Raw genomic sequence first — 19,647 nt, 5'->3', positions numbered from 1 at the left:
TGGTTTACTGCTCCTCGGCTGGCGGCGCACCTTCGGCCTCGCGCTGGCTGTCCAGGATGCCAGAGCGCACCGCATCATCGACGTTGGCAAGGTGCTCATCGTAGTTATCGGTAAACACGGTGGTGCCCTTGTCATCGACGGTGACGAAGAAGAGCCAGTTTCCTTCCGCCGGGTTCTCCATGGCCTGGATAGCTTCCTCCGAAGGCGAGGCAATCGGCGAATCAGGCAGACCGTCCTTGGCGTAGGTATTCCATGGCGTCTCGCGGTGGCGGTCCTCATCGGTGGTGGCCAGCTCCACGTCCTCGAGGCCATAGTTCACGGTGGAGTCCAACTCGAGGCGCATCGGTTCATCGAGGCGGTTGAGGATCACTCGAGCAACCTTGTCGAATTCACCAGCCGGGGACTCGCGTTCCACTAGCGAAGCCGCAGTCAGAAGCTCATAGGGCTTCAGACCAATTGCTTGGGCTCGGTCAACGATGTTGGTGTCGTTGTACTTCTTCGTCGAGCGGGTGATCAGATCCGTCAGAATCTCCTGGGCATCCATGTTCGGGTCGAGCACGTACTGGCCCGGGGCAATCAGCCCCTCAAGGCGCTTCGGGTCCTCGCCTCGTGCGCGAACCTCTTCCAGGGCCCACTCCGGTGCACCCAGCTCAGCCGGGTCCACGGTGGCCGCAATCTTCTCGAGCTCTTCAGCGGAGACGCAGCCACCTTCCTTGCACGAGACCTGGGAAATCAAGGAGTAAATGCCGTAGCGAACATCACCGCCAAGCACGTTGACGTCGAGCAGCGTGGCACCGCCTTGGACGTCGAGGAGGTCCACCATATTGGCTTCATCGAGCAGCGCTTCGACAGCGGCCTTCGCGCTCATCTCCTCCTGGAGACGGTAAAAGCCGGGTTTGATTTGGCTTGCGCGTGGGTTGGAGTTGGCTGCTGAGGAGAAAGCTTCGGATGTCTTCACCACGTTCTTTTCTGCCAGCTCGGGTGCTAATTCACCCATGGACGAGCCTTCTGGGACCTGAACAAGCTGTGTGACACCGTTGCCTTGCCCCTCGTAGTCCAAGGTACTGCCCCCTCCCAGAAGGCGGAAGCCGATGTAGCCGAGTCCGCCAATGATAAGGACCAAGCTTGCGATGAGCACGGCCATGCCGCGCTGACGGCGCTTGACATATTGAGGTTCCATCGAGCGTCCGATGCGTGAAGGTTTACGGCTCACGTACTTCGTCTCCTACGTTTGAAGGGCTGTGGCCGTGCAACGCGAAATGGCGCGCATCCAGCCAGGACTGCAAAATTTCCACCGCGGCAGCTTGGTCAATGACCGAGCGACCACGCTTCTCTGACACGCCAGAGGCCCGCAAAGCAGAGGTTGCCACCACCGTAGTGAGGCGCTCATCCACCATGCGTACGGGCGGAGGTTCCTTCATCCTGTCATCTTTTGCCAAGCGGCGGCGGATACGAAACGCGATTTCCTTGGCATGTTTAACACTCGATGAGCCGTTGCCTTTGAGATCACGCGGCAGGCCAACGGCCACCTCGACGGCGTCATACTCATGGATCAGCTCGAGCAAACGGTCAATATCGCCCTTGTCGCGGTCCTTAAACCCGGTCTCACGCCGGACGGTTTCGACCGGCATGGCCAAGCGCGCGTCTCGGTCAGATACCGCCACGCCGATGCGGACGGTACCGACGTCGAGGCCCAAACGGCGCCCCGGGCCGGGATCGTCGACGCCTGGTTTGTCAGGCTCTACGGCCATCGTGCTCCTCCTGATTCTGCGACTCAGCTATTTGCATGCACCTTACTAGTGCTGACCGAGCTCGTCGCGTACAGCATTGAAGGCCGCCTGCAGGCCGTCCGCGTTCGCGCCCGAGCCCTGGGCCATGTCCGGCTTTCCGCCGCCCTTGCCGTCGACATAGCCAGAAATAACCTTGACCAAGTCACCAGCCTTGACACCGCGCTCGACTGCAGGCTTAGTGGCGCCAACGATGAACGGGAGCTTGCCGCCCTCGTTCTCCGATGCCAGGACAACCACACCGGCGGCATCACCGAGACGGTTCTTGATATCAGAAGCCAGTGTGCGCAAGTCTCCACCGTTGACCCCCTTAGGCAGCTTGACAGCCACGAGGGTGAAATCGTTGACGGTCTTCGCAGTAGAGATCATCTCCGCGGTCTGGGACATGAGCTGGGCCTTGTGAAGCTCGGCGATTTGCTTCTCTGCGGCCTTGAGCTTCTCCGTCAGCTGCGCGATGCGCTCCGGCAGGTCCTCAGTCTGGACCTTGAGCTCACGAGAGACCCCCTCGACGAGGGCGGTCTCCTTCGAGTAGTAGCGGAATGCATCCAGGCCCGAATAAGCCTCGATGCGGCGCGCGCCCGAACCCACGGAGGATTCGCCGAGGACAGATACCGGGCCGATCTCTGCAGTGTTCTTCACGTGCGTACCACCGCAGAGCTCGATGGAGAAGGGGCCGCCCATCTCCACGACGCGGACCTCAGAACCGTAGTTCTCACCAAAGAGGGCCATCGCCCCCATCTCCTTGGCCTTCTCCAAGGAGGTCTCGATGGTATTGACCGGGAAGTGCTGGTCCACCGCCTGGTTGGTCACCAAAGCGATCTCATCGAGCTGCTCCTGCGTGAGCTGGTCGGTGTAGTTGAAATCAAAGCGCAGGTAGCCCGGACGGTTCAAGGAACCAGCCTGGACTGCGGTCGGGCCCAGCACCTGGCGCAGCGCGGCGTGGATAAGGTGCGTTGCGGAGTGCGCCTGCACGGCGCCGTGGCGCCACTGCTGGTCAACTGCGGCGGTCACGCCATTGCCAAGCTCAAGGCCACCGGCGGTCACCGTGGCCTTGTGAACCCACAACTTCTTGCCAATCTTCTGAACATCCTTGACCTCCAGCAGGGTCTCGCCCGCGATAATACGGCCGCGGTCGGCGGTCTGGCCACCGGCTTCGGCGTAGAGCGGCGACTGGTCCAAGATAACCTCGACCGTGTCCCCTGCCTGGACCTCGGAGACCTTCTCGCCATCGCGCACAAGACCGATGACCTTGGCGTCCGACTCCAAGGTCTCGTAGCCCGTGAACAGCGTCGGGTGGTTATCCACCCAGTCACGGTACAGAGACAGATCAGCATGACCATGCTTCTTGGCTTGGTTATCCGCCTTGGCGCGGCGGCGCTGCTCACCCATGGCGGCGTCGAAGCCTTCCATGTCTACGGTCAAACCGGCTTCCTGCGCCATTTCCAGGGTCAAGTCGATGGGGAAACCATAGGTATCGTGCAGCTCGAAGGCCTTTTCACCGGACAGGACTTTCGGGGTAGCTGCGCGGGAGGTGCTCTTCAGCTCGATCACTGCTTCGTCGAAAAGCTTGGTACCCGACTCCAAGGTCTTGAGGAAGGCTTTCTCCTCTGCCACGGCAACGCGCAGAATACGCTCGCGGTTTTCTGCGATCTCCGGGTAGGACGGCGTCATGGTGTCCATGATGGTGTTCATGAAGCGCTCCATGGTCTCGCCTTTCGCGCCCAACAACTTGGCGGAGCGAATGATGCGACGAAGCAGGCGACGCAGGATGTAGCCGCGGCCCTCGTTACCGGGGGTAACGCCATCCAAGATGAGCATCATGCCGGTACGCGAGTGGTCCGCCACCACGCGGAAACGGATCAGGTCTTCCTTCGGCGCATCCGGAACGTACTTCGCACCGGTGAGCTCTTCGGCTACGTCGATGACTGGGCGCAACAGGTCCGTTTCGTACACATTGTCCACGTCCTGCAGGATGCAGGCGACGCGCTCGATGCCCATGCCGGTATCGATGTTCTTCTTGGGCAGCTCGCCCACGATCTCAAAGTTGCCCTTGCCAATGCCTTCGCCGCGCTCGTTCTGCATGAAGACCAGGTTCCAGATCTCCATGTAGCGATTATCGTCCGCGACGGGACCACCGTCCTGGCCATATTCCGGGCCACGGTCATAGTAGATCTCGGAGCACGGTCCGCACGGGCCAGGAATGCCCATGGACCAGTAATTATCCTCCATGCCGAGGCGCTGAATGCGCTCGCGGGGAACACCGATTTTGTTGTGCCAGATATCGGCTGCTTCATCGTCATCGAGGTAGACCGTGACCCACAAACGCTCGGGGTCAAGCCCCAAGCCTCCATCCTCTACCGAGTTCGTCAACAGGTTCCAGGCGTGGGTAATGGCCCCCTCCTTGAAGTACTGGCCAAAGGAGAAGTTGCCTGCCATCTGGAAGAAGGTGTTGTGGCGGGTGGTAATGCCTACTTCCTCGATATCCAGGGTGCGCACGCACTTCTGGATAGAGGTCGCCGTACCGTTAGCAAAAGGCGGGTTCTGCTGGCCCAAGAAGTAGGGCTTGAAGGGAACCATGCCGGCGTTGACGAAGAGCAGGTTCGGGTCATCCAGGATCAGCGATGCGCTGGGCACGGCCTCGTGGCCGGCCTTGACGAAGTGCTGGGTAAAGCGTTCCCGGATCTCATGAGTCTTCACGAGCAAAAGTCCTTCACTGTTGAATGGTTTCTAGTCAGCGCTCAACTTTACCCGTCCGGTGCTCTGCTTAGCGACGCCGCCCCCGGATGATGCCCCGCAACCTCCCCAGGTACTCGCGCACCCGTTTTTCCGCGCCGTGGTCGGTGGGCTGATAATACTCGGCATCGGTGAGCGTCTCCGGTAAATACTGCTGGGCTAGCACACCGCGTGGATCATCATGCGGGTACCGGTAGCCGACAGCGTTTCCCAAGCGCTTGGCACCCTCGTAGTGGCCGTCGCGCAGGTGCGGCGGGACGTGCCCGCTCTTACCGGCCTGGACATCGGCTTGGGCAGCGTTGATGGCATTAATAACGGAATTCGACTTCGGCGCCGTGGCCAGGTGGATCGTGGCCTGCGCCAGCGGGATGCGCGCCTCGGGCAGGCCAATCAGGGCCGCAGCCTCCGCCGCGGCCACGGCGGTGGGCAAAGCGGTGGGATCCGCCATCCCAACGTCCTCGGAGGCATGCACGATGAGCCGGCGCGCTATGAAGCGCGGGTCTTCGCCGGCCTCAATCATGCGGGCAAGGTAGTGCAACGCGGCGTCCACGTCGGAGCCGCGGATGGACTTAATAAAGGCGGAGACAACATCATAGTGCTGGTCCCCGTCACGGTCATAGCGCACGACCGCGCGGTTGACGTTGTCTTTGAGAATGTCGACGGTGAGCTCGCCGCCATCCGGCACCGCTTCGGCGGCCGCCTCGAGATAGGTCAGCGTCCGTCGAGCATCACCGCCGGCGAGCAGCACCAGCTGATCCAAAGCGCCTTCCGTGGCAGTGATTCGCCCCGCCAAACCGCGCTCACTCCTCAGCGCCCGCTCCGCGAGGCTGCGGAGGGAGACATCGTCAAGCGGCTCCAAGTGCAGCAACAGCGAACGCGAAAGCAGCGGCGCTACCACAGAAAACGAAGGATTCTCGGTGGTCGCGGCCACGAGAAGGACAGTGCGGTTCTCCACGGCCGCCAGCAACGCATCCTGCTGGGTTTTGGAGAAGCGGTGTACCTCATCGATGAAGAGCACCGTGCGGCGACCTTCGATGAGTTCGCGACGCGCATGAGTGATCACTTCGCGGACTTGCTTAACACCAGAGTCCAGGGCAGAAAGCCCAATGAAGTTATCCCCCAAGGAGGAAGCGATCAGGGAGGCGAGCGTTGTCTTTCCGGTTCCCGGCGGGCCGTACAGGATGACCGAGGCTTCCCCCGAGCCCTCCACCAGCCGGCGCAACGGGGTCCCCGGCTCCAGTAGGTGCTTCTGCCCCACCACTTCATCGAGGCTCTGCGGCCGCATGCGCGCGGCAAGGGGTGAGCCTGAATGAGTTGCAAACATATCGGGGCCACCCGGCAGGCTGGGCGCTGACTGGTCATCGCCGAAGAGTGACTCCTGCCCCATCAGGACTCCCGGAGACGGGAAGCAACTGCGCGGCCAAATGCGGCCACCACGGAGCATCCATCATTCTTGCACTGCGCGGCAAACCGCGCCAGCGCCTCGAAAGTTTCATAAAGATCACGGCGGATGAGAGCTTCATCCTCGGTGAACGGCCCCTGGTCGGAACGGCGAAGCAACGAGCGATGCGGGTCACGATAAATCTCGGCGTTGCCCTCCGCCAGAGCTACAACGCCTTCGATCCCGCCGGCATACATGGTGGTCACGCTCGACAGGGCCCAGCCTATGAGGCAGGCCACCAGCAATTCATGCAGTGTCTTCTCATCAGCAAACTGGGGCCACACATCGACGATGCGGCGCTGCCAGGCTTGGATGAAGATTTCCGCTTCGCTATCAGTAATCGGCCGTGAGAACAGGAATTGTGGGAAGCCTGCAACAACGCAGGCCACGTCAAAGCCAACGTTACGGAAACCAGCCCATTCATAATCCAGGAAGGTTAACGCTGTCCCCACGATGATGTTGTCTGGGGACAGATCGAAGGGGGTAAAGGCGCGGTTGCGGCCAGAACTAAAGCTCTGCATGGCGGTGCGAGCCAATTCGCGAACGTGTTTCGGCGGTTCCAGTCCGGCCTCATTGAGAATGTCAGCGCCGATCATGATGGAGCTCTTCAGCGAATCATCACGTAGCGCCTGGTGCTCAGCGTATTCGGGATGCCGGCGCAGCTGACGGTTCAGCAGGGCCTCGTAATCCTCCTCGCGCCCTGCGGTTCCTGCGTGCATCTTGCCCAGCGCGCTGCCCAGGGATCGGAGCAGCTCGACGCGGTCTTCATCGCTGCTGTGGGCGAGGGCATCCGCCAAGGTGTCGCCATCGCCCGCGTCGGTGAGCACGAGGATGCGCTTTTCCACATCGTGCGCAAGAAGGACTGGGCCTGGGCGGACCTCTTCAGACAGCGCTGTGGTGAATTGATAGGCCACCACTTCACGCAGGAGTGCGGCGTCATCAATAGTGTGTCCGGTGACCGGGTTGTACTTGATGACGACCGACCGATGTGGAAAGAAGGCACTTGGTGTCGTGCGGGCACGAAGCACCACAGCATTGCCCGAGCCGGTGAGCTGTTGAATGTCACTCAGCTCAGGCTCGCCGCCATAGCGGCGGGAAATCATCAGCGATGCTTCCGCCACCACGGCATCAGCCGCAGAACTGTCCATGGACTCGTGTCCCATCGAATTCACTTGCTTGCCTGCCTCCACTTGTCGTAGGCCCAACTACCTTACCGGCGCTGCGCGGTCTTAAGACTCCTTCCCAGCCTTTTCACCCTGTGCAGCCTTAGCCGCCTTTTCCGGCTTGAAGTCCACGCCGGTCTCCTTGCGCTGCTCAGCGGGGATGGTGCCCGGAGCATCGGTCAGAGGATCAACGCCGCCGCCCGACTTCGGGAAGGCAATGACGTCGCGGATGGAATCGAATCCGCCCAGCAGGGAGACAATGCGGTCCCAACCGAAAGCAATGCCGCCATGCGGCGGGGCACCGAACTGGAAAGCGTCGAGCAGGAAGCCGAACTTCTCCTGCGCTTCCTCTTCACCAATGCCCATGACATCGAAGACGCGCTTCTGCACATCCTGGTCGTGGATACGGATGGAGCCGCCGCCAATCTCGTTGCCGTTGCAGACGATGTCATAGGCGTAGGCCAAGGCCTCTCCCGGATTCTCATCAAAGTTATCCAGGTACTCCGGCTTCGGCGAGGTAAAGGCGTGGTGGACAGCCGTCCACTTGGAGTGACCCAGAGCCACATCACCCGAAGCGGTGGCATCGGCGGCCGGCTCGAAGAGCGGTGCGTCCACGACCCAGGTGAAGGCCCAGTCGCCGTCCTTGATAAGGTCCAGCTTCTTTGCGATCTCACCGCGCGCAGCGCCCAGCAAAGCACGGGAAGACTTTACGTCACCGGCGGCGAAGAAGATGGCGTCGCCCGGCTTAGCACCGACGTGCTCGGCAATGCCCTCGCGCTCGGCGTCAGTAATGTTTTTGGCCACTGGGCCACCCAGGGTGCCGTCCTCGGCGATGGTGATATAAGCCAGGCCCTTCGCACCGCGCTGCTTTGCCCATTCCTGCCACGCATCGAACTGGCGGCGCGGCTGGGAGGCTCCGCCTTCCATGACGACAGCACCGACGTATTCGTTCTGGAAGACACGGAAGGTGGTGTCCTTGAAGAAGTCGGTGCACTCCACGATCTTGATGTCGAAGCGCAGATCCGGCTTGTCAGATCCGTAGTACTTCATGGCATCGGCGTAGGTCATGCGCGGGATGGGCGTCTTAATCTCGTAGCCGATCAGCTTCCAGAGAGCGGATACAATCTCTTCCGCTAGTGCAATAACATCGTCCTGGTCTACGAAGGACATTTCGACGTCGAGCTGCGTAAATTCAGGCTGGCGGTCCGCGCGGAAGTCCTCATCGCGGTAGCAGCGAGCAATCTGGTAGTAGCGCTCCATGCCGGCCACCATGAGCAGCTGCTTAAAAAGCTGCGGAGACTGCGGGAGTGCGTACCAGCTGCCCGGCTTGAGGCGGGCGGGCACGAGGAAGTCACGAGCGCCCTCCGGGGTGGAACGGGTCAGGGTCGGGGTTTCAATCTCAGTAAAGTCGTGGTTGTCCAGAACTTCGCGGGCGGCGCGGTTAGCGGCGGAGCGCAGGCGCAGAGCCTCGTGCTGACGCTCGCGGCGCAGGTCCAAGTAACGGTACTTCAGACGGGTCTCTTCACCGACTTCACCGGAAGAAGACGGATCATCAATCTGGAACGGCAGCGCTGCGGACTTGTTGAGCACCTCCAGGTCCGAGACGTTAACCTCAATCTCACCAGATGCCAGGTTTGCGTTAGCCGAACCTTCCGGGCGCGGCTCCACTACGCCGGTAACCTTGACGCAGTATTCAGAACGCAGATCGTGGGCGCGCTCAGCTACCTCAGATTCGCGGAAAACCACCTGGGCAACGCCAGAGCGGTCACGCAGATCAATGAAGATAACACCGCCATGGTCGCGACGGCGAGCGACCCAACCCGTCAGGGTGACGGTCTCCCCTGCCATCTCCTTGCGCAGTTCGCCTGCCAAATGTGTACGCAGCACTCTCGTTCAATCCCTTCTCATTGTTGACGCTCGCACCCACACACGCCACGCGTAGCCAGCACGCGCCGAGGGATGCAAGTACTTGAACGGCCCAAGTCTACCGCCCACACCGGACTTGCACAGCGCTAGGGTGAGCACCGTGTGCTTAACAGCAGTCCACTTATCGAGCAGACAGCACCTACGGCTTGTGGCAAAATCTCTGGCATGACTTTTAAATCTGGCGCCAATTTTGATGGTAAGCGAGCTAGCTCCGGCGGTGGAGGCCGCGGCGGCATGATCGCTACCGGCGGCGGCATTGGCTCTCTCCTTCTCATTGGTCTCTATCTACTCCTCGGCGGCGATCCCGGCGCCATCACCGAAAGCGATCCCCAGACCGACCAGACCCAGGTGGGACCAGAGGAAAGCGGCGAAGACGCATTTGCGCACTGCCAAACTGCTGAGGACGGCAATAAGTACGACGATTGCCGCGTCATGTTCGCCGCCCAGTCCGTTGACAAGGTCTGGGCCCAGCAGTTGCCGGATCAGGCAGGCATCGAGTACGTCGAGCCGGGCCGCGTCATCTTCAACAACACCACCATGTCGGGCTGCGGCCAGGCTTCAGGCGCTACGGGCCCGTTCTACTGCCCAGCGGATGAGTCGGCCTACTTCGACACGGCCTTCTTTGATCAGCTCCGCAATTTCGGCGGCGAGAATGCTCCTCTGGCCCAGATGTACATCGTGGCCCACGAATTTGGCCACCACATTCAAAAACTGGAAGGCACGCTCAGCTTGTCCAACTACAACGAGCCTGGCGAGGATTCCAACGCTGTGAAGATTGAGCTGCAAGCTGATTGCTATGCCGGCCTCTGGGCGCACTACGCCGATGAGGGCGAAGACGCTTTGCTCGAAACGATTACTGAACAACAAGTAACCGATGCCGTGAACACCGCTCGTGCTGTAGGCGATGACAACATCCAGCGCCGCTCGGGCGGCGAAGTACGCCCGGACATGTGGACGCACGGCTCCTCCGAGGACCGCGCTCAGGCCTTCCTCGCTGGATATAACACCGGCAAGATGGAACAGTGCGACACCTTGGGCCGAGGCGTCTATAAGTCTTAATACTGCGCTTAAAAGGTGCTAGTGCGGCCGATGAAAGGTCGCACCACCCCCAAATGTGCCAGAAAAGTGCAGATTAAATTCAAATACATGAAGTGTTTACCTGCCGGCAATCTTGATGCTTTACCCTGATCAAGTTCCCGCCGGATTGTGGTGGGATCCGCTCTGTCTTTAAAAGCATAAAAGAACCGTGCGTGATGCCATCACCCTGCACCGCGACAGGCACATTATCCCCTGCTTTCACGGCGCATTCGCCCTGCCTGCGGCAGCCCGCGCTTCCTCATCACGCAGCGTTCTCTTCATGAAAGGAACGACGTTTTGAGCACCGCCACGCCGACGATGCCTGACCTCGAATCGATGAATGGCAAGAACAAGGACTGGATTTGGCACTTGTTCTTCGGCGCCATCACCGCTGTCACGCTGATCTTCTTCATCATTTGGAGCAACGGAGAAGTTGCTGAGGGGGCTAATCGCGTAGTCCTGATTACAGCGATCATCTTCGCCCTATTCATGGCCTTCAACATTGGCGGCAATGACGTCGCCAACTCCTTCGGTACCTCCGTGGGTGCAGGAACCTTGTCGATGAAGCAGGCCCTCGCGGTCGCTGCAGTCTTCGAGGTATCCGGTGCCATCCTCGCTGGCGGTGAGGTGACGGATACCGTCCGTTCCGGCATCGTGGACCTTGATGCAATTGACGGTCTAGACCCGATGGAGTTCGTCTACATCATGATGGCATCGCTCCTAGGCGCCGCCATCTGGCTACTCGTCGCCACCCGGATGGGCTGGCCGGTTTCTACGACCCACTCCATCGTCGGCGGTATCGTCGGCGCTGCACTGACCGTCGGCTTCATCACCGGCAAGGGTGGCATGGACATGGTGCAGTGGGGCGGAATCGGCACCATTGCCTTCTCCTGGGTCCTTTCCCCAGTTCTTGGTGGCATTGCCGCCTTCCTTCTCTTCAAGTGGATCAAGTCCTCCATCTTGGTGTACAACGACGCTGCGGACGAACGCCTGCGTGAGATCAAGGTTCGTCGCTCGGCACTACGCAAGGAGCACAAGACCCGCTTCGAGCGCATGAATGAGCTGCAGCAGATTTCCTACACCAACGCCATGGCTCGTGATGCTGCTCTCACAGCGGAAGATGATTATGACCCAGAGGCTCTCGAGTCCGACTACTACCGGGACTTGCATAACCTCAACAAGGATCTTGAGGACATCAATGCGCACCGCGCCCTGGAGAACTGGGTCCCACTGCTGGCTGCTTTGGGCGCCATCATTATTTCCGCGATGATGCTTTTCAAGGGGTTGAAGAACACCGGCGTTGACTTCTCCACCCTGGAGAACTTCCTGGTTATGGGCATGGTAGGCGCCGTGGTCTGGATGGCTGTGTTTATCTTCGCCCGCTCCCTGAAGAAGAAGTCCCTGTCACGCTCGACCTTCCTTCTCTTCTCGTGGATGCAGGTCTTTACTGCTTCGGCCTTCGCGTTCTCACATGGCTCGAACGATATCGCTAACGCTATTGGCCCCTTCGCCGCCGTCTTCGACGTCCTGCGGACGAACCAGATTTCCGATGAAGTCACTGTCCCTCTCCCGGTCATGGTGGCCATGGGTATCGCCCTGATTTCTGGCCTCTGGTTCATCGGCCGCTTCGTTATCCAGACGGTCGGTTCGGGCCTGACTCAGATGCACCCCTCCTCCGGTTTCGCCGCTGAACTGGCCGCCGCTGCCGTCGTCATGGCAGCGTCCCTCTTGGGCCTGCCGGTCTCCTCGACCCACATCCTCATCGGCGCTGTCCTGGGTGTCGGCATCGTAAACCGCGCCGCCAACTGGAAGCTGATGAAGCCGATCGCCCTCGCGTGGGTTATCACCCTCCCGGCAGCGGCAGCCATCGCAGCCGTGACGGTTTCTATCCTGCGCGTCGCCTTCTAAAGCTTCAGCGCATCACACGCGCACAGCACATAGTGCCCTATCGCCGCGAGTGCCCCAACAACCGGGGTCCTCGCGGTGATTGTGTTTTAGCGACCGGACACAGCACGCACTGCCAAATCCGTACACTGGGGCTTCATGAGCGATAACTCCCTGGCCAGATTCTTTTCCGCCTTCAACGACATTGAACAATTTCTCCGCCAGGCAATTGGGGCGAAGAATTCAGATTCTTTCTGGTGGATTGTTGATCGCGCACACGACAAACATCTGTTGGGCAAGCGCCAAGCGGAACAGTTGAAGGACTTTGGTAACCTGCGCAATGCCATTGCCCATGGCCGCTACTTCGACGGCGCACCCATCGCTACCCCACACCCACAGGTCATCACGCAGCTGGAAAACCTGCAGCGCCTTCTCACGGATCCGCCTACGGCGCAGTCCCTTCTTTCTGACCGTGACGTGACCATTCTTGCCCCCGAAACCCCAATCATGGAGGCCTTGCGGCTTATTAATCAGACCGGCTATTCGCAGATCCCTATCTATGATTCGGGGACATACCAGGCGCTGCTCACGACCAACGTCATCGCTCGGTGGATTGCGGCCGATTTGGGAGACGATGGCGTGGTCAATGCGGCGTCGATTAGCGCCGTTCTGGAATTCGCCGAGAAGAAGGACCGCGCCGAGTTTCTGCCCCGCACAGCCAGCGCGCAAGAGGTTATCGATGCTCTCACAGAGGCCACCGTAGATGGCGTCCGTGCCAGCGCAGTCCTCCTCACCGAGCATGGAAAGGCTTCGCAGCGTCCGCTGGCTATCGCGACACCGGGGGATCTCGCAGTGTTGGTCGACGCCCTCGAATGGGAATAATCTCCTGGTACATTATTGTTGACACGTCACAGACGGGAGATTGGCATGCAATTCGGAGTTTTCAGCATTGGTGACGTCACGCAAGACCCCACCACCGGCCGCACCCCCACCGAGGCCGAGCGCATCCGCGCGATAACGGAAATCGCGCTCAAGGCGGAGGAGGTAGGGCTCGATATTTTCGCCACCGGCGAGCACCACAACCCACCTTTCGTCCCATCGGCACCCACCACTCACCTGGCCTATATCGCGGCACAGACAAAGAACCTTCAACTCTCCACTGCCACCACGCTGATCACTACCAACGACCCCGTCCGCCTCGCGGAGGACTACGCCTTTCTCCAGCACCTCGCCGACGGGCGCATCGACCTAATGCTGGGCCGCGGTAACACTGGCCCGGTCTACCCGTGGTTTGGCAAGGACATCCGCGAGGGCATCCCCCTCGCGGTGGAAAACTATCACTTGCTGCGCCGCCTCTGGCGTGAGCCCGTCGTGTCCTGGCAAGGAAAGTTCCGTACCCCTCTCCAGGGATTCACCGCCACACCGGCGCCGCTCGACAGTATCCCGCCCTTTGTCTGGCACGGCTCCATCCGCTCCCCGCAGATTGCCGAACAGGCTGCCTATTATGGCGATGGCTTCTTCCATAACAACATCTTCTGGAACAAGGAACACACCGCGAAGATGGTGAACCTCTACCGCAACCGCTATGAATCCTATGGGCACGGCCGTGCCGATCAGGCCATCGTGGGCCTCGGTGGGCACGTTTTCATCGGGTCTACAGAGCAGGAGGCGAAGGATTTCTTCCGCCCCTACTTCGATAACGCTCCGGTCTACGGCCACGGTCCTTCCCTGGAAGAATTCACGGCTCAAACCCCCTTAACGGTAGGCACCGTGGAGCAAGTGGTGGAGCGCACGCTGCAGTTTGCTGATTGGGTTGGTGACTATCAACGCCAGCTTTTCCTCATCGACCACGCCGGACTGCCGCAAGAGGTGGTGCTGGAGCAGATAGAAATCCTCGGCACCCAGGTCGTGCCGGAACTGCGCCGCCGCTTTGAGGAACGCCGCCCAGATCATGTACCTTCTGACCCACCGACGCACGCCACGCTTGGCTCCTATCCCCCACACGCGCTGGTCAGCCCTGGAGAGGAGAAATAAATGCGCTCACTGGTGGTTGTTACGGCTGGGCTGTCCTTGCCGTCGTCGACGCGCGCGCTTGGTGACACCCTCTCATCCGCCACCACCGCCCATGTCACCGCCCGGGGTGAAGGCGTGGACATCACCGTCGTGGAGCTACGCGAACTCGCGGGCGAGCTGGCCGAGGCCATGACCAACTGGGTCTCGCCCACGCCTCGTCTGAAGGCGGCACAGTCCGCCGTGCTGAATGCCGACGGTCTCATCGCAGTCAGCCCCGTCTTCCAAGGAAGCTACTCGGGTCTGTTCAAGATGTTCTTCGACACCTTGGAGCCGCATTCCTTGGAGGGGCTTCCTACCCTTATCGCGGCCACGGGCGGCTCCAGCCGGCATGCGCTGGTCCTGGACTATGCCCTGCGGCCTCTACTCAATTACCTGCACGCCACGGTGGTCCCCACCGGCGTCTTCCAAGCCACGGAGGATTATGGCACCGCGGAGGGCGCGCGTAATGAAAGGCGCATCGAGCGTGCCGCTAGGGAGTTAGCGGATCTCATGGTGCGCCCGCTCGACCGGGTCGCTGGGCTTACGGGCACCCTCAGCGAAACGCAGGAAACGCCCCAGGACAGTTCCGAAGACATACTGGATTCGGATCCTGCAGGTTTCCGCGAACTCCTCTCCCGCCACGACGGCCAACCGGACTAAGCAGCTATGGAGGCCTCTCGGTACTATCGTAAAGCGTAACTTATTTAACGCTTCTAAGGAGGTTTGACCCCACATGACAATTAGCGTGACCGATATCTTCTCCATCGGCATCGGCCCTTCCTCCTCTCATACCGTCGGCCCCATGCGCGCCGCCAAGGCTTTCCTCGAGACACTGGATGAACACCCTGCAAAGGTCCACGTCGTACTGCGCGGCTCGCTCTCTGCTACCGGCCGCGGCCACGCTACAGATCGCGCCGTAATTTTGGGCCTTGCTGGTTGGGACCCACTGTCGGTGCCGCTCGACGCCGAGCCGCGCGCTGATGCCTTCATCCCCAGCGAGGGCTCCATCTCAGGCCCTGCAGGTAAGGTGCAGTACAGCATTGAGTTCAACAACGAGCCGGTGCCGGAACACCCGAACTGCCTGATTTTCACTGCCTGGGACGAAGACGGCTCCATCCTCGCCGAGAACACGGAGTACTTCTCCGTCGGCGGCGGCTTCATTCTGTCCCGCGAGGAGTACAACGCCCAGCTCGAAACCGACACTGGAGTTCCGGCCGGTGTCGCTGCGGCGACCGCCGAGGACGCCGTTCCTTATGAGTTCCAATCGGGTGAGCACCTGCTTCACCTGTGCGCGGCCAACGACATGGCCATTTGGGAAATCGTCGCCGCCAATGAGGCAGTCCTGCACCGCGAAGAAGGCGGGCTCGACTACGTCTACCAACACCTCGACCTTGTGTGGGACATCATGCGCGAATGCGTGACCGAGGGAATTTCCACCAAGGGAATCTTGCCTGGTGGCCTCCGTGTCAACCGCCGTGCGCCGCAGATGTACCAACAGTTGTTGGCCAAGCAGGACGACGAGTCTTGTGGCTTTTCCGCAATGGAATGGGTAAACCTCTACGCGCTCGCCGTCAACGAGCAGAATGCCGCCGGCGGCCGCGTCATTACTGCACCGACGAATGGCGCCTGTGGGATCATCCCGGCGGTGCTCCATTATGCCCGCGACTTTATGGCGGACTTCACGCGCGCCGATGCCCGCCGCTACCTGCTCACTGCGGGTGCCGTTGGCATCATCATCAAGTCCAATGCCTCCATCTCCGGCGCCGAGGTGGGCTGCCAGGGTGAGGTGGGCTCCGCCTCCTCCATGGCGGCGGCCGGTATGGCTGAGCTGCTCGGCGCAACCCCGGAGCAGGTGGAAAACGCCGCCGAGATCGCGCTTGAGCATAACCTCGGCCTGACCTGCGACCCTGTTGGCGGCCTGGTGCAGATCCCCTGTATCGAGCGCAACGCTATTGGCGCCGTCAAATCCATTAACGCCGCTCGCCTAGCGCGCATGGGTGAGGGAACGCACCACGTCACCCTCGACAACGCGGTGCGCACCATGGCCGAAACCGGACGCGACATGCTCTCCAAGTACAAGGAGACCTCGCTCGGCGGCCTAGCGAAGACGATGGGCTTTACCGTCTCTCAGGTGGAGTGCTAAACCAGCTGACGGAGCTGGTTGACGATGTCCCCCACAGGGACGTCGCGCTGCTCGTGCGCGCGCAGGTCCTTGAGCGCCACGGAGCCAGCCTCTAGCTCTTGGTCACCGAGGACGAGTGCGAAGCGGGCGTTGGCACGATCAGCGCCCTTCATCGCTCCCTTAAGGCCACGGTCGCCGAAGGACATATCGGCAGCAATGCCGGCCTTGCGCAGGTCATTGATGATGCTGACCATCTTCTGCTTCGCCGCAGCTCCCAAGGCCACACCGTAGACGGCCACGCGCTCGTCGACACCCTCGAGCTCGACTCCCTCAGCCTCGAGGGCCAGAATGGTGCGGTCTACGCCAAGGCCATAGCCGATTCCGGACAGTTCCTGCCCACCAAGCTGGGCCATGAGGCCGTCATAGCGGCCGCCGCCACCGATGCCGGACTGCGCGCCAAGGCCATCGTGGACGAATTCGAAACAGGTCTTTGTGTAATAGTCGAGGCCGCGGACCATGCGCGGGTTGATGGTGTAGGGCACGCCCATGTCATCGAGCAGGCCGGTGACCGTTTCAAAGTGCTCGCGGCACTCGGCATTGAGGTGGTCAAGCATCAAGGGAGCATCAACAAGCTGCTCCTGGACCTCTGGGCGCTTGTCATCGAGCACGCGCAGGGGATTGAGCTCCGCGCGGGCCTTAGTGTCCTCGTCTAGATCCAGCTTGAACAGAAACTCCTGCAACTTCTCGCGGTAGGCCGGGCGGCAGTCGTGGTCACCCAAGCTGGTCAACTCAAGGCGGAATTGGCTCAGGCCTAGGCTGCGGTAGGAGCGATCCGCCAAGGCAATAATCTCGGCATCCAGCGCCGGATCATCCACGCCGATGGCCTCCACACCGACCTGCTGCAGCTGACGGTAACGGCCCGCCTGCGGGCGCTCGTAGCGGAAGAAGGGGCCGAAATAGTTGAGCTTCACCGGAAGCTGACCGCGGTCAAGGTTGTGTTCAATGACCGCGCGCATGACACCCGCGGTGCCCTCTGGTCGCAGCGTCACGGAACGATCACCACGATCGGCGAAGGTATACATCTCCTTCGACACCACGTCCGTGGACTCCCCTACGCCGCGGGCGAAGAGCGATGTGTCCTCAAAGACGGGGAGTTCGATGTGCTGGAAGCCGGACAGGTGTGCCTGATGTACGAAGGCCTCACGGACCTTGGCAAAGATGGCCGATTGCGGCGGGACGTAGTCCGGCACACCCTTAGGCGCGGACAGGGCTTTGAACTGCTTCTTATCACTCACGCCCTTTAGAGTACATCCCCTGCTGCGCGTAGAAACGGATTAGTCGCGCGTTCACGACGCATGGTCGTCGTCGGGCCGTGGCCCGGCAAGATAGCAAGGGAGTCATCAAGACCCCACACCGGACCGCGCAGTGAACGTTGCATCGCGGCGTGGTCGGAGTGTGGCAAGTCGGTACGCCCGATGGAGCCTTTAAATAGCACGTCGCCCGTCAGGGCAATCCCCTCAGCCACGAGGATGACACATCCCGGGGAATGGCCCGGTGCATGGAGCACATCAAATTCAAGGCCGACAAGACTCAACGTTTCCCCGCCGATCAAGTCGCGGCGGTCCACTACCTGCTTCATGGAAGCGGCAGCAAAGAGCATCTGCGACTCGGGGGACACACCGGAGCCATCCACCAGCATGAACGCGTCATCCGGGTGGATGTAGACCGGTAGGTCAAACTCGGCAGCGTCGCGCGTGTGATCAATGTGGCCGTGGGTGAGCACGACGGCTTCAAACTCCAAGGACTTCTCACGCGCGAGCTGCTCAAGCTTCTCGCGCGTGTGCATCCCTGGGTCCACGATGAACGCCCGGGAACCGTTAGCCACCACATAGGTATTGGTTTTATAGGGCCCAGCGGCGAAACCGTAGATTTCGGGAGCGCTCATTACTTGAGAGCTGCCAAAGCTGCGTCGTAGTCCGGCTCGGTCGTGACCTCCGGAACCAGCTCGGTGTAGGTCACCTTGTGCTCGGCGTCGGTGACGATGACCGCGCGGGCGAATAGGCCCTTGAGCGGGGAGCCTTCCAGGACAAGACCGAGCTTATCGGCGAAATCAGAGCGGAAATCAGAAGCGCTGACGACGTTCTCGATGCCCTCCGCAGCGCAGAAACGCTCCTGCGCGAAAGGCAGGTCGCGGGAGACGGACAGGACAACAGTGTTCTCTAGACCAACTGCCTCTTCGTTGAACTTGCGCAGCTGTGCCGCGCACACACCGGTGTCCACGGATGGGAAGCAAGACACCACTAGGCGCTTGCCTGCGAAGTCAGCGTTAGTCAGCTCTGCCAAGTTGGTTCCCACGAGGGTGAAGTCCGGCAGGGCGTCACCAACCTTGGGAAGCTCTGCGTTGGTTTCGACGGGTTCATTCTGAAAATTCGTTGTAGCCATGGCACCCAAGCGTACTGACCCGCGGGGCGGCTCGCCACGGTGAACAACGGTGCGGTTAGGATGAGTGGGTCGAAAGTTTGTGAACCACCACAGTGAAGGAAACATAGGTGTCTACTAACAGCCAGCGCTTGGATGATGCGCTCAATCAGCTCGATCGCGAGCTGAAGTCCCGTGACCGCAAACAAAAGAGCCGCCCACTGGGCGTTGTTCTCATGGCGGCCGTGGTCATTATCGCCCTCGTTGGCGGTATTTGGTTCCTGTCCACACGCTCGTCGGAGGAAGAGGAGATTCAGGCCGAGGAAAGCTCAGCTGCGAACACCACCACCGAAGCCCCCACTGCCGAGGCTTTGAGCGGCAAGCGCGCTAAGTCCCTTGGTGAGACCGTCACCTGCGAGTACAACGAGACTGGCGACGCTTCCCGTGAGGTCCCCACCCCGCAGGGCAAGGACATTCCTGCCAAGGGTGAGGTGACCGTCAATTTCGCCACCAAGCAAGGCGATATTGAGATGACTCTCGATCGCTCGCTTGCTCCGTGTACCGTCAACGCGATTACAGACATGATTTCGGCAAAGTACTACGACGACACCGTGTGCCACCGCATGACTGATGGCGGCATCTTCGTCCTGCAGTGCGGTGATCCCACCGGCAAGGGTTCCGGCGGACCTGGCTTCCAGTTTGCTAATGAATACCCCACCGATGAAGCTGACGACACAGCAATGGCCCAGCCGGCTCTGTACCCGAAGGGTTCCATCGCCATGGCTAACGCCGGTGAAGACACCAATGGTTCCCAGTTCTTCATTAACTACAAGGACTCGCAGCTTCCGCCTGCCTATACCTACTTTGGCAACCTGACGGAGAAGGGCCAGAAGACCATCGACGCCATTGCCGCTAAGGGCGTCAAGGATGGACAATCCGATGGTGAACCTGCTGAAGAGGTTCGCATCACCAAGGCCACCATCGAAAGCTAAGTTTTACCCCCTTTACGGTGATCAGCCTCGCACACGTTCAGTGAGCGGGGCT

16 protein-coding genes are annotated in these 19,647 nt (G+C 60.6%); 7 read left to right on the top strand and 9 right to left on the bottom strand.

The window, feature by feature from the left end:
- Nucleotides 1-4 precede the first annotated feature (4 nt).
- The 6 genes from mltG to aspS form a co-directional block, all read right to left on the bottom strand.
- Complete coding sequence (gene mltG, locus HMPREF3147_RS09170) at nucleotides 5-1,180, bottom strand: endolytic transglycosylase MltG (RefSeq protein WP_070446963.1); 1,176 nt, start codon at nucleotides 1,178-1,180, stop codon at nucleotides 5-7.
- A gap of 22 nt (nucleotides 1,181-1,202) precedes the next feature.
- Nucleotides 1,203-1,751, bottom strand: coding sequence for a Holliday junction resolvase RuvX (gene ruvX, locus HMPREF3147_RS09165; protein ID WP_070446844.1), 549 nt, complete (start codon nucleotides 1,749-1,751; stop codon nucleotides 1,203-1,205).
- A 45-nt stretch (nucleotides 1,752-1,796) separates the two neighbouring features.
- The gene (alaS, locus tag HMPREF3147_RS09160) at nucleotides 1,797-4,484 is read right to left on the bottom strand and encodes an alanine--tRNA ligase (protein ID WP_070446842.1); all 2,688 of its coding nucleotides are present in this window, start codon (nucleotides 4,482-4,484) and stop codon (nucleotides 1,797-1,799) included.
- 67 nt (nucleotides 4,485-4,551) lie between these two features.
- Nucleotides 4,552-5,907, bottom strand: a complete 1,356-nt coding sequence (locus HMPREF3147_RS09155; protein WP_070446840.1) for a replication-associated recombination protein A — start codon at nucleotides 5,905-5,907, stop codon at nucleotides 4,552-4,554.
- A complete protein-coding gene (locus HMPREF3147_RS09150) occupies nucleotides 5,907-7,109 on the bottom strand; it encodes a phosphotransferase (protein WP_070446961.1) in 1,203 nt (400 codons plus the stop codon). The genes HMPREF3147_RS09155 and HMPREF3147_RS09150 overlap by 1 nt, the downstream gene beginning before the upstream one ends.
- A gap of 81 nt (nucleotides 7,110-7,190) precedes the next feature.
- Complete coding sequence (aspS, locus tag HMPREF3147_RS09145) at nucleotides 7,191-9,011, bottom strand: aspartate--tRNA ligase (protein ID WP_070446838.1); 1,821 nt, start codon at nucleotides 9,009-9,011, stop codon at nucleotides 7,191-7,193.
- Between the two features lie 204 nt (nucleotides 9,012-9,215).
- Here aspS and HMPREF3147_RS09140 point away from each other — a divergent pair, with 204 nt between their 5' ends.
- The 6 genes from HMPREF3147_RS09140 (at nucleotide 9,216) to HMPREF3147_RS09115 (ending at nucleotide 16,206) form a co-directional block, all read left to right on the top strand.
- Nucleotides 9,216-10,109, top strand: coding sequence for a KPN_02809 family neutral zinc metallopeptidase (locus HMPREF3147_RS09140; protein ID WP_070446836.1), 894 nt, complete (start codon nucleotides 9,216-9,218; stop codon nucleotides 10,107-10,109).
- A 315-nt stretch (nucleotides 10,110-10,424) separates the two neighbouring features.
- Nucleotides 10,425-12,035 (top strand): inorganic phosphate transporter, encoded by a 1,611-nt coding sequence (locus HMPREF3147_RS09135; protein WP_070446835.1) that lies wholly within the window; start codon nucleotides 10,425-10,427, stop codon nucleotides 12,033-12,035.
- A gap of 135 nt (nucleotides 12,036-12,170) precedes the next feature.
- Nucleotides 12,171-12,893, top strand: coding sequence for a CBS domain-containing protein (locus tag HMPREF3147_RS09130; protein WP_070446832.1), 723 nt, complete (start codon nucleotides 12,171-12,173; stop codon nucleotides 12,891-12,893).
- 45 nt (nucleotides 12,894-12,938) lie between these two features.
- Nucleotides 12,939-14,045, top strand: coding sequence for an LLM class flavin-dependent oxidoreductase (locus HMPREF3147_RS09125; RefSeq protein ID WP_070446830.1), 1,107 nt, complete (start codon nucleotides 12,939-12,941; stop codon nucleotides 14,043-14,045).
- The gene (locus HMPREF3147_RS09120) at nucleotides 14,046-14,723 is read left to right on the top strand and encodes an FMN reductase (RefSeq protein ID WP_070446828.1); all 678 of its coding nucleotides are present in this window, start codon (nucleotides 14,046-14,048) and stop codon (nucleotides 14,721-14,723) included.
- A 73-nt stretch (nucleotides 14,724-14,796) separates the two neighbouring features.
- Nucleotides 14,797-16,206, top strand: coding sequence for an L-serine ammonia-lyase (locus HMPREF3147_RS09115; protein WP_070446826.1), 1,410 nt, complete (start codon nucleotides 14,797-14,799; stop codon nucleotides 16,204-16,206).
- Here the strand turns inward: HMPREF3147_RS09115 and hisS are convergent.
- From hisS to tpx, 3 genes are read right to left on the bottom strand one after another with little or no spacing between them, the layout of a single operon-like run.
- A complete protein-coding gene (gene hisS / locus HMPREF3147_RS09110) occupies nucleotides 16,203-17,480 on the bottom strand; it encodes a histidine--tRNA ligase (protein WP_070446824.1) in 1,278 nt (425 codons plus the stop codon). The genes HMPREF3147_RS09115 and hisS overlap by 4 nt on opposite strands.
- A gap of 5 nt (nucleotides 17,481-17,485) precedes the next feature.
- Nucleotides 17,486-18,130 carry an MBL fold metallo-hydrolase gene (locus tag HMPREF3147_RS09105; RefSeq protein ID WP_070446822.1) on the bottom strand — a complete coding sequence of 215 codons (645 nt, stop codon included), beginning with the start codon at nucleotides 18,128-18,130 and terminating at the stop codon, nucleotides 17,486-17,488.
- Nucleotides 18,130-18,627 carry a thiol peroxidase gene (gene tpx / locus HMPREF3147_RS09100; RefSeq protein WP_070446820.1) on the bottom strand — a complete coding sequence of 166 codons (498 nt, stop codon included), beginning with the start codon at nucleotides 18,625-18,627 and terminating at the stop codon, nucleotides 18,130-18,132. The genes HMPREF3147_RS09105 and tpx overlap by 1 nt, the downstream gene beginning before the upstream one ends.
- Before the next feature lie 107 nt (nucleotides 18,628-18,734).
- On the opposite strand from tpx, the gene HMPREF3147_RS09095 reads away from it, so the two are divergent.
- Nucleotides 18,735-19,595, top strand: a complete 861-nt coding sequence (locus HMPREF3147_RS09095; RefSeq protein WP_070446818.1) for a peptidylprolyl isomerase — start codon at nucleotides 18,735-18,737, stop codon at nucleotides 19,593-19,595.
- Nucleotides 19,596-19,647: the final 52 nt, after the last annotated feature.

It is taken from the genome of Corynebacterium sp. HMSC05D03 (genome assembly GCF_001807205.1).
Taxonomy (GTDB): domain Bacteria; phylum Actinomycetota; class Actinomycetes; order Mycobacteriales; family Mycobacteriaceae; genus Corynebacterium; species Corynebacterium aurimucosum.
The sequence above is the reverse complement of the archived record's forward strand: the minus strand, read 5'-3'. Positions and strand labels throughout refer to the sequence as shown.

What these genes read in the sequence shown, in the direction of transcription:
- mltG (WP_070446963.1), bottom strand. Translation starts at nt 1,180, where the DNA reads ATGGAACCTCAATATGTCAAGCGCCGTCAGCGCGGCATGGCCGTGCTC.
- ruvX (WP_070446844.1), bottom strand. Translation starts at nt 1,751, where the DNA reads ATGGCCGTAGAGCCTGACAAACCAGGCGTCGACGATCCCGGCCCGGGG.
- HMPREF3147_RS09155 (WP_070446840.1), bottom strand. Translation starts at nt 5,907, where the DNA reads ATGGGGCAGGAGTCACTCTTCGGCGATGACCAGTCAGCGCCCAGCCTG.
- HMPREF3147_RS09150 (WP_070446961.1), bottom strand. Translation starts at nt 7,109, where the DNA reads ATGGACAGTTCTGCGGCTGATGCCGTGGTGGCGGAAGCATCGCTGATG.
- HMPREF3147_RS09140 (WP_070446836.1), top strand. Translation starts at nt 9,216, where the DNA reads ATGACTTTTAAATCTGGCGCCAATTTTGATGGTAAGCGAGCTAGCTCC.
- HMPREF3147_RS09130 (WP_070446832.1), top strand. Translation starts at nt 12,171, where the DNA reads ATGAGCGATAACTCCCTGGCCAGATTCTTTTCCGCCTTCAACGACATT.
- HMPREF3147_RS09125 (WP_070446830.1), top strand. Translation starts at nt 12,939, where the DNA reads ATGCAATTCGGAGTTTTCAGCATTGGTGACGTCACGCAAGACCCCACC.
- HMPREF3147_RS09120 (WP_070446828.1), top strand. Translation starts at nt 14,046, where the DNA reads ATGCGCTCACTGGTGGTTGTTACGGCTGGGCTGTCCTTGCCGTCGTCG.
- HMPREF3147_RS09115 (WP_070446826.1), top strand. Translation starts at nt 14,797, where the DNA reads ATGACAATTAGCGTGACCGATATCTTCTCCATCGGCATCGGCCCTTCC.
- HMPREF3147_RS09105 (WP_070446822.1), bottom strand. Translation starts at nt 18,130, where the DNA reads ATGAGCGCTCCCGAAATCTACGGTTTCGCCGCTGGGCCCTATAAAACC.
- tpx (WP_070446820.1), bottom strand. Translation starts at nt 18,627, where the DNA reads ATGGCTACAACGAATTTTCAGAATGAACCCGTCGAAACCAACGCAGAG.